This window comes from Cryptosporangium japonicum (assembly GCF_039524755.1).
Lineage (GTDB): Bacteria > Actinomycetota > Actinomycetes > Mycobacteriales > Cryptosporangiaceae > Cryptosporangium > Cryptosporangium japonicum.
This window is the reverse complement of the sequence record NZ_BAAAGX010000018.1, coordinates 196939-210477: the sequence shown is the minus strand read 5'-3', so window position 1 is coordinate 210477 and position 13539 is coordinate 196939. Positions and strand designations below refer to the sequence as shown.

The 13539-nt window shown below is 71.4% G+C and carries 15 protein-coding genes and 1 pseudogene; 9 read left to right on the top strand and 7 right to left on the bottom strand.

Annotation, left to right across the window (positions count from 1 at the left end):
• Nucleotides 1-159: 159 nt before the first annotated feature.
• The 3 genes from ABD437_RS24240 to ABD437_RS24230 all read left to right on the top strand — a co-directional run bounded on the left by ABD437_RS24240 (nt 160) and on the right by ABD437_RS24230 (nt 2647).
• Nucleotides 160-936: a CAP domain-containing protein gene (locus ABD437_RS24240; protein ID WP_344651208.1), complete on the top strand. Its 777-nt coding sequence runs from the start codon at nt 160-162 to the stop codon at nt 934-936.
• Between the two features lie 87 nt (nt 937-1023).
• Nucleotides 1024-1797 (top strand): PrsW family intramembrane metalloprotease, encoded by a 774-nt coding sequence (locus ABD437_RS24235; RefSeq protein ID WP_344651207.1) that lies wholly within the window; start codon nt 1024-1026, stop codon nt 1795-1797.
• Nucleotides 1798-1846: 49 nt separating this feature from the next.
• Nucleotides 1847-2647: an SDR family NAD(P)-dependent oxidoreductase gene (locus ABD437_RS24230; RefSeq protein WP_344651206.1), complete on the top strand. Its 801-nt coding sequence runs from the start codon at nt 1847-1849 to the stop codon at nt 2645-2647.
• Between the two features lie 40 nt (nt 2648-2687).
• Here ABD437_RS24230 and ABD437_RS24225 read toward each other — a convergent pair whose 3' ends face one another.
• Nucleotides 2688-3872 (bottom strand): zinc-dependent alcohol dehydrogenase, encoded by a 1185-nt coding sequence (locus ABD437_RS24225; RefSeq protein WP_344651205.1) that lies wholly within the window; start codon nt 3870-3872, stop codon nt 2688-2690.
• A 122-nt stretch (nt 3873-3994) separates the two neighbouring features.
• On the opposite strand from ABD437_RS24225, the gene ABD437_RS24220 reads away from it, so the two are divergent.
• From ABD437_RS24220 to ABD437_RS24210, 3 genes are read left to right on the top strand one after another with little or no spacing between them, the layout of a single operon-like run.
• Complete coding sequence (locus ABD437_RS24220; RefSeq protein ID WP_344651204.1) at nt 3995-5503, top strand: diguanylate cyclase domain-containing protein; 1509 nt, start codon at nt 3995-3997, stop codon at nt 5501-5503.
• 22 nt (nt 5504-5525) lie between these two features.
• The gene (locus ABD437_RS24215; protein WP_425558220.1) at nt 5526-6110 is read left to right on the top strand and encodes an RNA polymerase sigma factor; all 585 of its coding nucleotides are present in this window, start codon (nt 5526-5528) and stop codon (nt 6108-6110) included.
• Complete coding sequence (locus ABD437_RS24210) at nt 6107-6949, top strand: hypothetical protein (RefSeq protein ID WP_344651203.1); 843 nt, start codon at nt 6107-6109, stop codon at nt 6947-6949. The genes ABD437_RS24215 and ABD437_RS24210 overlap by 4 nt, the downstream gene beginning before the upstream one ends.
• Here ABD437_RS24210 and ABD437_RS24205 read toward each other — a convergent pair.
• Nucleotides 6946-7356, bottom strand: coding sequence for a VOC family protein (locus ABD437_RS24205; protein WP_425558219.1), 411 nt, complete (start codon nt 7354-7356; stop codon nt 6946-6948). The two genes, ABD437_RS24210 and ABD437_RS24205, sit on opposite strands and share 4 nt — an antisense overlap.
• Nucleotides 7357-7376: 20 nt before the next feature.
• A complete protein-coding gene (locus ABD437_RS24200) occupies nt 7377-7799 on the bottom strand; it encodes a helix-turn-helix transcriptional regulator (RefSeq protein WP_344651201.1) in 423 nt (140 codons plus the stop codon).
• Nucleotides 7800-7835: 36 nt separating this feature from the next.
• On the opposite strand from ABD437_RS24200, the gene ABD437_RS24195 reads away from it, so the two are divergent.
• Both ABD437_RS24195 and ABD437_RS24190 read left to right on the top strand, forming a co-directional pair.
• The gene (locus tag ABD437_RS24195) at nt 7836-8528 is read left to right on the top strand and encodes an SDR family NAD(P)-dependent oxidoreductase (RefSeq protein WP_344651200.1); all 693 of its coding nucleotides are present in this window, start codon (nt 7836-7838) and stop codon (nt 8526-8528) included.
• 12 nt (nt 8529-8540) lie between these two features.
• A pseudogene (locus ABD437_RS24190) lies at nt 8541-8843 on the top strand (SDR family oxidoreductase); the annotation flags it as partial.
• A gap of 43 nt (nt 8844-8886) precedes the next feature.
• Here ABD437_RS24190 and ABD437_RS24185 read toward each other — a convergent pair.
• Together ABD437_RS24185 and ABD437_RS24180 are read right to left on the bottom strand one after the other, a co-directional pair.
• Nucleotides 8887-9618, bottom strand: coding sequence for an ABC transporter permease (locus tag ABD437_RS24185; RefSeq protein WP_344651199.1), 732 nt, complete (start codon nt 9616-9618; stop codon nt 8887-8889).
• On the bottom strand, nt 9615-10568 hold the full coding sequence (locus ABD437_RS24180; RefSeq protein WP_344651198.1) for an ATP-binding cassette domain-containing protein: 954 nt from the start codon (nt 10566-10568) through the stop codon (nt 9615-9617). The genes ABD437_RS24185 and ABD437_RS24180 overlap by 4 nt, the downstream gene beginning before the upstream one ends.
• A gap of 62 nt (nt 10569-10630) precedes the next feature.
• Here ABD437_RS24180 and ABD437_RS24175 point away from each other — a divergent pair, with 62 nt between their 5' ends.
• Complete coding sequence (locus ABD437_RS24175) at nt 10631-11605, top strand: helix-turn-helix transcriptional regulator (protein ID WP_344651197.1); 975 nt, start codon at nt 10631-10633, stop codon at nt 11603-11605.
• Here the strand turns inward: ABD437_RS24175 and ABD437_RS24170 are convergent.
• Together ABD437_RS24170 and ABD437_RS24165 are read right to left on the bottom strand one after the other, a co-directional pair.
• Nucleotides 11579-12250, bottom strand: coding sequence for a response regulator transcription factor (locus ABD437_RS24170; protein ID WP_344651370.1), 672 nt, complete (start codon nt 12248-12250; stop codon nt 11579-11581). The two genes, ABD437_RS24175 and ABD437_RS24170, sit on opposite strands and share 27 nt — an antisense overlap.
• Nucleotides 12238-13407, bottom strand: a complete 1170-nt coding sequence (locus tag ABD437_RS24165; protein ID WP_344651196.1) for a sensor histidine kinase — start codon at nt 13405-13407, stop codon at nt 12238-12240. The genes ABD437_RS24170 and ABD437_RS24165 overlap by 13 nt, the downstream gene beginning before the upstream one ends.
• Nucleotides 13408-13539: the final 132 nt, after the last annotated feature.

Below are 13539 nucleotides of genomic sequence, written 5' to 3'. Positions count from 1 at the left end.
CGACCCGGAGTGTCAACCCTTCCTCGCAGAATTAACGACCCGGGTACTTTCGGCGGCTCGCGGGGGCGGGCGACGCGTGAATTAGATCGGCCGCAAAGTCGCCTTAAGCGCGACTGAATGATGTTCACGGTTCGCCTGTTACGCGTGAGGCTGAGGACCGTGCACAGACGCCGCCGCTCGCCGAACCGTGCCCGTCTCGTGATCGGTGGGGTGGCCGTCGTCGCGGCGCTGGCTACCGGCGGCATCGCCGTCGTCGGCCTCATCGGCGACGACACGTCCGGGGACACCAGTGCGGCGATCCAGGCCGCCGAGACCCTCGAACCGCAGGCGACGGACTACCCGGTGGTCGACGACGAGTCGGCCGAACCGTCGGCGAGCCCGAGCGCCTCGGCCGTGCGGCCCCGCTTAGCCGGCGGACTTCCCAAGGCCGCGACCGGCACCTCCGCCGACCCGAAGCCGAGCAGCGCGAGCCCCAGCCCACGGCGCTCGACGAAGGCGCCCGGCGCGAGCACCGGATCGCCGGAGCTCGCGGTGCTGGCCCGGATCAACGAGGCCCGCGCCGAGGAAGGGCTGAGCGCGCTGACGATGGACACCAAACTCGTCGCCGCCGCCCACCTGCACAACCTGGCGATGGCTGACGGGTGCGGGCTCTCGCACCAGTGCGACGGCGAGTCCGGCATCGGCGACCGGATCAGCGCGCAGGGCGTCCAGTGGTCGTCGGTCGCGGAGAACGTCGGGACCGGCGGGCCGGTGGACGACAACACCAGCGGCCAGACGCAGATGGCGGTCGGTCTGACCGACAGCATGCTGGCCGAGGTGCCGCCGGACGACGGTCACCGCAAGAACATCCTGAACCCGGACCTGTCCCGGATCGGCATCGACGTGATCCGGGACGAAAACGGCACGGTGTGGCTGACGCACGACTTCTCGGGCTAATAGCTGTCTGGTGCGCTACACATTGACGTGAATCCCCACGCCCCGGGGAAGGTTGCTGACCACAACCAAGCGAAGGGGATGGACGTCATGAGGTTCGCGCGTCGCTGGTCCTGGGTGGCCGTGCTGGTCATCGGGCTGGCCCTGTTCTACGCCGTGCGCCGGGCCACGCTCGACACCGGGAACCCGAATCTGATCCCCTCGCTGATCCTGCTCGGCGCCGCCGTGGTGCCGATGGCGTTCGTCGCGTTCCTGGCCGGGCGCCGGATCGAGTACGGCGTCAGCGGCGGCACCCTCGCGCTCACCGCGCTGGTCGGCGGCGTCATCGGCGTCGTGACCGCGGGCGTTCTGGAGTACGACACGCTGCACGGCCTCGAGGTGCTGCCGATGGTCGCGGTGGGGCTGATCGAGGAGAGCGCGAAGCTGATCGCCCCGCTCGTCCTGGTCTTCGTGCTCAAACCACGCAAGCCGGCCGACGGTCTGCTGATCGGGGTGGCGTCCGGTGCCGGCTTCGCGACGCTGGAGACGATGGGCTACGCGTTCGTCACGCTGATCCAGTCGAAGGGCGACATCGGCGCGGTCGACGACGTGCTGTTCCTGCGCGGCGTGCTGAGCCCGGCCGCGCACATGGCCTGGACCGGCCTGACCGCGGCCGCCCTCTGGTACGCGGCCGATCGTCGCTGGCACACGTCCGCCGTCGCGCGTTTCGTCGGCATCTTCGTGGTGGCCGTGGCGCTGCACACGGCGTGGGACTCACTCGGCAACACGGTGGCCTACGCGATCCTGGCGGCCGTGAGCCTCGGCCTGCTGGGCGTGACCACCCATCGGCTCGCGGCCCGCGGTTACGCACTCGCGCACGCATAGAACGCCGACCTCCGGGCACGCCTGGACGACACCGGAGGAGGTTGTGCAGATGACTAGTAAGCCGTTCGCCGTGGTGACCGGCGCGTCCAGTGGCATCGGGTACGAACTGGCCAGGCAGTTCGCCGCCCACGGATTCGACCTGCTGATCACCGCCGAGGACGAGGACGTGAACGCTGCCGCGATCGACCTGCGCCGCGACGCCGGCCACCGCGTCGACGTGGTCCAGGTCGATCTGGCGTCCGCCAGCGGCGTCGAGTACCTCCACCAGGCGATCGTCTCGGCCGGCCGCCCGGTCGACGCGATCGCGCTGAACGCCGGGCGCGGCGCCGGTGGTGACTTCGTCCGGGACACCGACCTCCGCGACGAACTGGAGATCGTCGACGTCAACGTCCGCTCGACGGTCCACCTGGCCAAGCGCGTCCTCCCGGCCATGGTGGAGCGCGGTGAGGGCAAGGTGCTGTTCACGTCGTCGATCGCGTCGACGATGCCGGGCACGTACCAGGCCGTGTACAACGCGTCGAAATCGTTCGTGCAGTCGTTCGCCGAGGCGCTGCAGGCCGAGCTCAAGGGCACCGGCGTCACGATCACCTCGCTGATGCCGGGGCCCACCGAGACGAACTTCTTCGAGCGCGCCGACATGCTCGACACGAAGGTCGGCGCGAGCGACAGCAAGGACGACCCGACCGACGTCGCGAAGCAGGGGTTCGAGGCGTTGATGAAGGGTGAGTCGCGGGTCGTCGCGGCGAGCTTCAGCACGAAGGCGCAGGAGGCCGCGGCGAAGGTGATGCCCGACCGCTTGAAGGCGGAGATGCACCGGAAGATGGCCGAGCCCGGATCGGCCGAGAACTGAAACGACCGGCCGGGCCGCTTACCGCGGCCCGGCCGACCCGTCAGGGCTTGAGCACGACCTTGATGCAGCCGTCCTTCTTGTCCTTGAACATGTCGTAGGCCTCCGGGGCCTGCTCCAGCCCGAGCGCGTGCGTCCGCAGGTCCTCGGTGCCGAGCGGGTCGTCGGCGCCGGTCAGCGCGGGCATGATCTCGTCCACCCAGCGCTTGACGTGCGCCTGGCCCATCCGGAGGGTCACGCCCTTGTCGAACAGGTCCATCATCGGGAACGGGTCGGCCTGGCCCCCGTAGACCCCGATGATCGACACGGTTCCGGCCCGGCGGACACTCGCGAACGCCGTCCGCAGCGCCGCCATCCGGTCGACGCCCATCTTGTCGATCGCGGGCTTCGACAGCGCGTCCGGCAGCAGACCGGCGGCGCGCTGCGCGAACTCCTGGAACGGCGTCCCGTGCGCCTCCATGCCCACCGCCTCGACGACGCCGTCCGCGCCGCGCCCGTCGGTGAGGTCGGCGATCGCCGCCGGGACGTCGTCGACCTCGCGCTCGTCGAGCACGGTGATGCCGTGCCGGCGGGCCATCTCGAGCCGCTCGGGCACGTTGTCGACGGCGATCACCTGGTTCGCCCCGAGGTACTTGGCGATCCGGGCCGACATCTGCCCGATCGGGCCGAGACCGATCACCGCGATCGTGTCACCGGGGTTCGTGTCGGCGTACCGGACCGCCTGCCAGGAGGTCGTGAGGACGTCGGACAGGTAGAGGAACCGCTCGTCCGGGTGGTCAGACTCGACCTTGATCGGGCCGAACTGGGCCTGCGGGACACGCAGGTACTCCGCCTGCGCGCCCGGCACCTGCCCGTAGAGCTTGGTGTAGCCGAACAGCGACGCACCTTTGCCCTGGTCGTAGTTCTGGGTGGTCTCGCACTGGGCGAAGAAGCCGCGGCTGCACATCCAGCAGTGCCCGCACGAGATGTTGAACGGAATCACGACACGGTCGCCGGGCCGGATGTGGGTGACCTCGGGACCGACCTCCTCGACGATGCCCATCGGCTCGTGGCCGAGGATGTCGCCCGGGTCGAGGAACATTCCGAGGACGTCGTAAAGGTGCAGGTCGGAGCCGCAAATCGCGGTGGACGTCATCCGGACGATCGCGTCTGTCGGCTGCTGGATGGTCGGGTCGGGGACCGTCTCGACGGAGACCTTCTGGGTACCTTGCCAAGTCAGAGCACGCATCGTCGCGTGATGCCCCGGTTGCCCCTCACCTATGCGCCAGGACGGCGGCGCAGAACACGAAGCTGACCGCACTCCGTGCCGATTTGACCGAACAGAGGTCTGGTGTGCGGGAGGGGCGCGTCGTGCGGCGTTCTGCATTCTTCAGGGCGGCGTGCACGGATCGTGGCCTGCTCGCCCTGGTGGGTGGGCTCCTGCTGGCCTCCTCCTGGCTGATCTTCGGCAACACGCCCGAACCGCACCGCACGACGCTGTTCTGGGCCGTCCAGGCCCCCGGCGACCTGATGTTCTTCCTGAGCGCGCTGGCCGTGACGCGCAACGTACGCGACGATCGGCGCGCGTACCGGTTCTGGCGGCTGTTGACGTTCGCCGGTGGCGTGTTCGTGACCGCGGACGTCCTGCGCACGGCCGAGGGCGTGGTCGGGCTGGAGACGACCGAGTCCGGACCGGTGCAGCTGGCCTGCCTGGCGATCGGGCAGACCGCGATCTTCGCCGCGCTGATCGGCTATCCGATGCTGATCGGCTCCGGGGCGGCTCGGCAGCGGTTCCTGCTGGACGCCTCGATCGTGCTGGCCGGGGTCGGGGCGATGGTCTGGTTCCTGCTCGCTGACCCGCGGGCCGCGAACACGACCGGCGGCGGCGTCATCGGCGGTCTGGTGATCGGTGTCGGCGTTCTCGCGGTCGGGTTCTTCGCGGTGAAGCTGGTGCTGAGCGGCCACAGCCCGGTCGGGTTGCCGGCCGCGGCGACGATGATCGCGTCGGCGATCGTGCTGGTCGGACAGATCGTGGTGCTCCCGATCTACGCCGGGCCGCTGGACCCCGGTGTCGCGCTCGCCGCCCAGTTGCTCCCCACCGCGTTGATCGCCGCCGGACCGCGGCTCGAGCTGCTCCGGTTCCGGGTGGATCCCGAGCACTTCCGCCTGCGGACCCGGCGCCGCCCCTACAGCGTGCTTCCGTACGGGGTCGTCGGCGGAGTGCAGTTGCTGTTGTTCGGCGCGTTCGTGATCGACGACGAGCTGACACTGCGCTGCTGGGGCATGCTGATCGCGATGTGCCTGGTCACCGGCCTGGTCGTCGTCCGCCAGCTGTTGTCGTTCGGCGAGAACTCACGCTTGATCGGGGAGCTGGACCACGCGAACCTCCAGCTGCGTCACCAGGCCGACCACGACGTGCTCACCCAACTGGCGAACCGGCGGCTGTTCACCGAGCGGCTGGACGCGAGCGCGGGCGCCGGCGAAGACTCCGTGGCGTTGCTCGCGATCGACCTCGACGGCTTCAAGCCGATAAACGACCGCTACGGCCACCACGTGGGCGACGCGGTGCTGATCGCCGTGGCCGAGCGGATCCGTCGCTGCGTGCGTCCGACCGACACCGCGGCGCGCCTCGGCGGCGACGAGTTCGCGGTGCTGATGCCCGGTGCGACGCCCGAGTCGGCGGGGCAGCTGGTCGCCCGGCTCGAGCGGGTGCTGTCCGAGCCGATCGGGATCGGCGAGCTCCGGCTGAGCATCGGGGCGAGCATCGGGGTGACGGTCGGCAGCGCGGAGGACCCGGAGACACTGCTCCGGGCCGCCGACGCGGCGATGTACGCGGTGAAGCACCATCGAGCGCCGAAAGATCTCATGCAACACCAGTAGCTCGGCCGGCGACGGACGGGGTGTGACGATCTCCGACCAACGGACCGACCGCCAGTTGTGGGCGGACGCCGCGCAGCGGGACGGCGACGCGTTCGCGGCCCTGTTCCGGCGGCACGCGCGTGCGGTGTACAACCACTGCTTCCGGCTCACCGGCTCGTGGAGCGTCGCCGAGGACGCGGTCTCGGTCACGTTCCTGACCGCGTGGCGCCGCCGCGACGAGGTACGGCTGGCGCGCGAGTCGGCGCTGCCGTGGCTGCTCGCGGTCGCGACGAACGTGAGCCAGCACCAGCAGCGCTCGGCTCGGCGCCGGCTGGCGCTGGTGGGGAGGTTGTCGGCCGATCCGCCGACGATCGACCACGCCGACGACGTCGCCGCCCGCCTCGACGACGAGCGCCGGATGCGCGAGGTGCTCGAGGTCGTCCGCGGCTTACCGAACGCCGAGCGGGAGGCGCTGGCCCTCTGCCTGTGGTCCGGCGTCTCCTACGCCGACGCCGCCGAGGCGCTCGGCCTCGCCGAGAGCAGCGTCCGGGCCCGGGTGAGCCGTGCCCGCGCCCGCCTCGCCGCCCACTTTCCCCAGCCCGACCTGTCGCTAGGGGGCGACCGATGAACCTGCAACTCCCGCCGGAACGTGACCTCCCTCCGCAGGCCTTCCGGTCGATCGAGTCAGCCTTGATCACCGAGGTGACCAGCGCCCCTCGGCGGCGGTGGCTCGCGCCCGTCGCCGCGGCGGTGGCCGTGCTCGTCACGCTCGTGGTGGTCGTGGGCGCGCTCCGGAGCGGCGACGAGGAGCGCGTCAGGCCGGCGGCGCCCTCGCCGGTACCTACCCGATCGGTCGAGCAGCCGACCGGGAAGCGCGAGTCGATCGTCCCCGGCTGTGTCGCCTCGTACGTCCTCGGCGGCACGCCGGCGGAGAAAGCCGGGGTCAAGGGCGCGAAGCTCTACAACCTGCTCGGCACCCCGTCGGACGGCGTCGCGCTGATCTACGCGGGCGACTACGCCCTCTACTGCACGATCGGCGGAGACGTGATGGCGTACAACGCGGGCGGCGGCCCGGTCGCCTCGATGAACTGGATACCCGAGCCTTACCGGATCGACTTCCAAGCCGCCGGCCGGAACGTCGACCGGGACGGGCGGACCACCGCGGTCAGCGAGTACCGGGGCGGCCGGATCACGAAGAACGTCGCCCGGATGACGCTCGAGTCCGGCGGCACCATCACCGAGGCGCACCTCGAGAACGGCACGTTCCTGGTCCGCTTGGAATACCCGGCGCATTCCACCGGCGAGCCGCCGCGGCCCACGTTGCGTGCCTACGACGCCGCAGGCAACGAACTGCCGGACCCCGGCCACCCCGAGTGCCTCGCGACCCCCGACGGCCGGATCGTCGACAACGACGACCTGCGCAGCGGCGCGACGACCGGCTGCGCACCGGCGGCGGCGTGGCCCTAGGCCTGCTGGTTGATACGCACCATGTTGCCGGCCGGGTCGCGGAACGCGCAGTCGCGGACGCCGTAGGGCTGGTCCATGGGCTCCTGGATGACCTCGGCGCCGCTCTTGGCCACCTGCTCGAACGTGGCGGCGAGGTCGTCGCTGGAGAGCACGATGCTCGCGTAGCTGCCCTTGGCCATCAGTTCGGCGATCGTGCGGCGCTCGTCGTCGGTGATGCCGGGGTCGGCGGCCGGTGGGTGCAGCACGATCGAGGTCTGCGGCTGGTTGGGCGGGCCGACCGTGATCCAGCGCATCTCGCCGTACCCGACGTCGAGCCGGACCTCGAACCCGAGGGCGTCCCGGTAGAACTCGAGCGACTTCTCCGGGTCGTCGGCCGGCAGGAACGTGTTCGCGATGGTGATGTTCATGCCGCTCACGGTAGGTGAGGTCAGCCGGGGGAAGCTTCTCGATTCCTGACCGGTCGCACGACTTGTTTGGCGACGCAGCGAGGGACGCCCTCGGCGTGTGCGCCTTTCTGGCGACGGTACGCGGACGGGGACATCCCCACGAGCTCCGAGAACCGGGTGCTGAACGTACCCAGCGACGAACAGCCGACCGCGAAGCAGACCTCGGTGACCGACATGTCGCCCCGCTGCAGCAGCGACATCGCCCGCTCGATGCGCCGCGTCATCAGGTAGCTGTAGGGCGACTCGCCGTACGCCGCCCGGAAGGCCCGGCTCAGGTGACCGGCCGAGAGGTGGACGCCCCGGGCCAGCGCCTCGACGTCGAGCGGCTCGGCGTACTCCCGGTCGATCCGGTCGCGGACGCGGCGCAGCAGCGCGAGCTCACGCAGACGCGGGTCGGTGGTCACGGATCACAGCCTGCCTCGCCGACTAGCGTGGAGTCCATGGACCTCGCGGGGAAAGTCGTACTCGTCACCGGGGCATCGGCGGGTATCGGAGCGGCGACCGCACGGCTCGCCGCGAAGGAAGGGGCCCGGCTCGTGCTCGCCGCGCGCCGGAGCGACCGGATCGACGCGCTCGCCGACGAGCTGCCGGACGCGGTCGCGATCCCCACCGACCTCACCGACTCCGCGCAGATACCGACCGCGGTGCAGGTGGCGCTCGACGCGTACGGCCGGGTCGACGTGCTCGTCAACAACGCCGGCCAGGGCCTGCACGTGCCGCTCGAGCACGTCGACGCGGACGACTTCCGCGCCGTGCTGGAGCTCAACGTCGTGGCGCCGCTGATCGCGATGCAGGCGGTGCTCCCGACGATGCGACGCCAGGGCGGTGGCGCGATCGTGAACGTCAGCTCGGGCACGTCCCGCCTGGTGCTGCCCGGCCTGGGCGCCTACGCGGCGACCAAGTCGGCGCTCACCATGCTCTCGGCGGTGGCGCGCAAGGAGCTCGCGGCCGACGGCATCGTGGTCTCGACCGTCTTTCCGGCGATCACCGCGACCGAGTTCCACGACGTGCTGCGCGCGGGTTCGCTCAGTACCCGGCCGGGTATGCCGCCGCCGCAGTCGCCGGAGCAGGTGGCCGACGCGATCCTCGACGTGATCCGCACCGGCGCCGAGGAAGCCGTCCTCGCCAACTGAGCCCTGCCCGCGTTCCGCGCGGTCGAGGCGGCGCACGACCACTTCGGCCGGCTCGACGTCGTCGTGAACAACGCCGGGTACGGGCAGTTCGGGATGATCGAGGAGATCTCCGAGGCGGAGCGGGCCGAGCGGGTGTCCAGGCCGGGCGACCCGGAGGCGAGCCGGGCGGCGATCCTGAAGGTCGTCGACGCGGAGAAGCCGCCGCTGCGGGTGTTCTTCGGCGACGGCCCGTTGGCGATCGCCACCGCGGACTACGAGTCCCGCCTGGCCGAGTGGCGGGAGTGGGAGCCGGTGTCGATCGAGGCCCACGGCTGACGCGTGGGCACCGGGTGGCGGCACGCCACCCGGTGTCCGGCGCTCAGGCGGCGCCCCGTCGCATCGCCCGGATCCCCACCCAGAGGCCGCCGACGCCCACCAGCACGGCGGCCAGCAGCCCGGCGCCGACGGTGCCCGAGAACACCTCGCCGTTGAACAGCACCCGTTCGGCGTCGACCAGGTAGGTGAGCGGGTTGACGTGGGACAGCGCCTTGAGCCAGCCCGGCCCGTTGTCCAGCGGGAGCAGGATCCCGGCGATGAGCAGCAGCGGGAAGAGCAGGGTCTGCTGCACGGTCCAGAAGATCCACTCCTGGCCCTCGCTGACCAGTGCCAACGCGTACGACAGCGAGCCCAGCCCGACGCAGAACACCGACAGCATCGCGAGACCGACGAGCACCCCGACCGGATGCAGCCGGAACCCGAACGGGATCGTGGCCAGGATCAGCACGACGGTCTGCGCGAGCATCGGGACGATCTCCTTGAGCGCACGCCCGATCAGCAGCGCCGGCCGGCTCAGCGGCGAGACGAGCATCCGCTCGTGCGAGCCGGTCTGCATCTCCAGCTGCAGGTTCGAGCCGGTGACCGACGTTCCGAACAGGCACGACATCACGACGACGCCGGGCACAAACCACTGCAGCGACCCGACGGTGTCGGGCAGCAGCGGCGCGAACAGCGCCAGGAAGAACACCGGCTGCACCATCGTGAAGATCAACGAGAACGGGCTGCGTAGAACGGGCCGCAGTTCGCGGCTGAAAACCACAGCGGTGTCCCTCATGCTGCTGCCCCTTCCCGGAGGCTCCGGCCGGTGAGTACGAGGAAGACGTCGTCGAGCGTGGGGCGGGTGACTTCGACCGCGGTCACCGGGATCTCGGCCTCGTCGAGGCCGCGCAGCAGCTTGGGCACGAGCTGGGTGCCCTCGGGTACGGAGATCGTGACCGTCGCCCCGGCCACCTCGACCCGGCCGCCGAACGCTCCGGCCCGGTTCGCGGCCGCCGCCGCCGCGGCCGCGGTGTCGAAACCCAGCACGATCCGGTCGCCGACGTGCTCGGACTTCAATCGGGCCGGGCTGTCGTCGGCGATCAGCTTGCCGTGGTCGATCACCACGATCCGCTCCGCCAGCTGGTCGGCCTCGTCCAGGTAGTGGGTGGTCAGCACCATCGTCGTGCCGTGGTCGGAGTGCAGCCGCCGGATGTGTTCCTGCAGGTTGACCCGGTTCTGCGTATCGAGACCGGTGGACGGCTCGTCGAGGAAGAGCAGCGGGGGCGTGTGGATCAGCCCCATCGCGATGTCGAGCCGGCGACGCTGGCCACCGGAGAGCGAGGACACCATCCGGTCGGCGACCTCCGCGAGCCCGAGCGACTCGATCAGCTCGTCGGCCCGGCTGCGTGCCGCCACCCGGCCGAGCCCGTACGCGCGGCCCTGGCTGATCAGCTCGTCCCGGCCGCGCTGGCTGTGGCCCGCGCCGTTGCCCTGGCCGATGTAGCCGATGCGCGCGCGTACGTCGCGCGGGTTCGTGCGGACGTCGAACCCGGCCACCTCGGCCGTGCCCGACGTCGGGGTGAGGAGCGTCGTCAGCATCCGCAGCGTCGTGGACTTGCCGGCGCCGTTCGGGCCGAGGAACGCGACGAGCTCCCCCGGCCGCACCTCGAGGTCCAGGCCGCTCACTGCTTCAACCGTCTTCTTCTTCACGGTGAAGTGCCTGGTCAAGCTCTCTGTCTTGATCATAGGTCCAACGGTAGAAGTCATTCCGGCCACTTCCTGACCGCAATGTCGAGCATCCTGGAGCCATGGCGAACACGAGCGAGCGGACGCTGCGGTTGCTCTCCCTGCTGCAGACCCACCGGTACTGGGCGGGCACCGATCTGGCCGAGCGGCTCGGCGTCAGCGAGCGGACGCTGCGCCGGGACGTCGATCGGCTGCGTGAACTCGGGTACCCGGTCGACGCTTCGCGTGGCGTCGCGGGCGGCTACCAGCTGCGGTCGGGCACCGCGATGCCGCCGCTGCTGCTCGACGACGAGGAGGCCGTGGCGATCGCGGTCGGGCTGCGCACCGCGGCCGGCGGCGCGGTCGAGGGGATCGAGGAGACCTCGGTGCGCGCGCTGACCAAGGTCATCCAGGTGATGCCGCCACGGCTGCGCCGCCGGGTCGAGGCGCTCCGCGCGTACACCGTGCCCGGCGTCTTCTCCGGCGGTCCCACGGTCGACGCCGAGGCGCTGGCCGTGATCGCCAGCGCGTGCCGTGACGACGAGCGCCTGCGCTTCTCCTACACCGCGCGGGGCGCCGAGCGGACGTCACGCCTGGTCGAGCCGCACCGGCTGGTCTCGCTGGGGCGACGCTGGTACCTGGTCGCGTGGGACGTCGAGCGCGGCGACTGGCGGACGTTCCGCGTCGACCGGCTGAACGCGCCCCAGCCCACCGGGGCCCGGTTCCGCCAGCGCGAGCTCCCGGCCGAGGACGCGGCCGCCTTCGTGCGGCAGCGCCAGATCGATCGCCCGCACCGGTACACGATCGAGGTCGTCGTGCACGCGCCCGAGGCGGCGATCCGCAGCGCGTTCGGACGCGAAGCCGACGTGTCGGCGCTGAGCGAGGGCACCTGCCGGGTGGTGATCCGCAGCGACTACCTCGAGTGGCCGGTGGCGTCGCTGGGCTGGCTGGCCGCCGACTTCGAGGTCGTCGGTCCACCCGAGTTCGTCGAGGCACTGCGGGCCACCGGCGAGCGCTACCGGCGGGCGGTGTCAGGCCCAGCCGGCGTCGTGGGCTAAGAGGGCCACCTGGGTGCGGTTGTCGAGTTCGAGCTTCACGAGCACGCGGGTGAGGTGCGACTTGACCGTGGCCACGCTGACGTAGAGCTCGGCCGCGATCTGGGCGTTCGTCCTACCCGACGCCACCGCACGCACGATGTCGCGCTCGCGTGGGCTCAACGCGTCGAGCGCGGCGCGGGCCCGTTCGAACGCACCGGCCTCGACCGCGACCCGGTCGATGAGCTTCCGCGTCACCTGCGGCGACAGGATCGGGTCGCCGGACGCGACCCGGAGCACCGCGTCCACGAGCTGGTCGGGCGGCGTGTCCTTCAGCAGGAACCCGCTGGCCCCGGCACGCAGCGCCTGCAACACGTACTCGTCGGTGTCGAACGTCGTCAGCACGATCACCTCCGGCGCCTCGGGGCGACGGCGCAGCCGCCGGGTGGCGGTGACCCCGTCGACCTTCGGCATCCGGATGTCCATCAGCACGACGTCGGGTGCGTGTGCGCTCACCGCCGGCGGGACGTCCACCCCGTCCGCGACCGCCCCCACCACCGCGATCGTGGGTTCCCGGCCGGCGCCGTCGAGCATCATCGTCAGACCGGCACGCACCATCGCGTCGTCGTCGACGATGAGGACCCGCACCGGCGCTGTCACGCGGGCCAGGGTAGCCGCACCCGCAGGTGGAACTCCCCGTCCGGACCGGTGCCGTGCTCCAGCGCGCCCCGGGCCAGCTGGACCCGCTCGGTCAGGCCGAGCAGACCCAGGCCGGCGCCGGGCAGCGGCGACGCGGTCGTCGCCACCGGCACCGGGTTGCGCAGCTCGATCCGCAGGCCGTCGCCGGGCGCGCCGGTCAGCGTGATCGTCACCGGTGCGCCGGGCGCGTGCTTGCGGGCGTTCGTCAGTCCTTCCTGGACGATGCGGTACACGGTGCGCCCGGTCGCGGCGGGCACGTCGGCGTCGGCGAGGTCGTTCTCGAACGCCACCGTGGTGCCGGCGTCCCGGGACTCGGCGACCAGCCGGTCGAGGTCGGCCAGGCTCGGCTGGGGGCGGAACTCGTCGTCCGGTTCGTCCTCGCGCAGCACCGTGATCACCCCGCGCAGCTCCTCCAGGGCCTCGCGCACCCCGGACCGGATCACCCCCGCCGCGGCCGAGAGCTTCTCCGGCGCCGAATCCGGCCGGTACTCCAGGGCACCCGCGTACGTCGCCAGCAGCGTCAGCCGATGCGCCAGTACGTCGTGCATCTCGCGGGCGATCCGGGTGCGTTCGGCCAGCCGGGCCTCGGCGATCCGCCGGTCCCGGTCGGCCTCGGCCCGGCGGGCCCGCTCCTGCAGGGACACCAGCAGCTCGCGCCGGACCCGCACCACCGTGCCCCAGCCGATCAACGCGGCCCACGCGACCGTGATCAGCACCAGCCACCAGGCGTAGCCCAGGCTCCCGGTCGGACGCCACGCGGCCTGCACGGCCTGCGCGGCGACGCTACCGACACCGACCAGCGCCGCCACCCGGAACGGACGCGACTGCGCGACCAGCATCGACGCGGCGGACGCACTCGGTGTCGCCGCCGGGGAGATCAGCGTGAGCACGGCCAGGACGATCGCCGCCGGCACCGGCCAGCGCAGCAGTACCGGCACGAACGCGACGCTGACCACCCCGACCACGAGGTCCAGCACGAGCAGCCGGTGCGCGGCCTCCGGGAGACCGTAGAGCGTCGCGGCGACGATCGCGGTCAGCGCCACGGCGATCGGGATCTCGACGCGGAGCCCGGGGCTGCGTCCGCCGCCCCACCCGGGGCGGGTGTCGGCGCACTCGGTGGTGGTCATCTCGTCAGGCTAGGTCGGGCCCACCGCCGCCGATACCGACCTTGGTCGGAACCGCTCTCGCCTTTGTGCCGAAGCGGTGGGACGCCGTTCGGCCGCAGTCTCTGGGCACTGTCCGAGCCGGTAGGAGGCCGA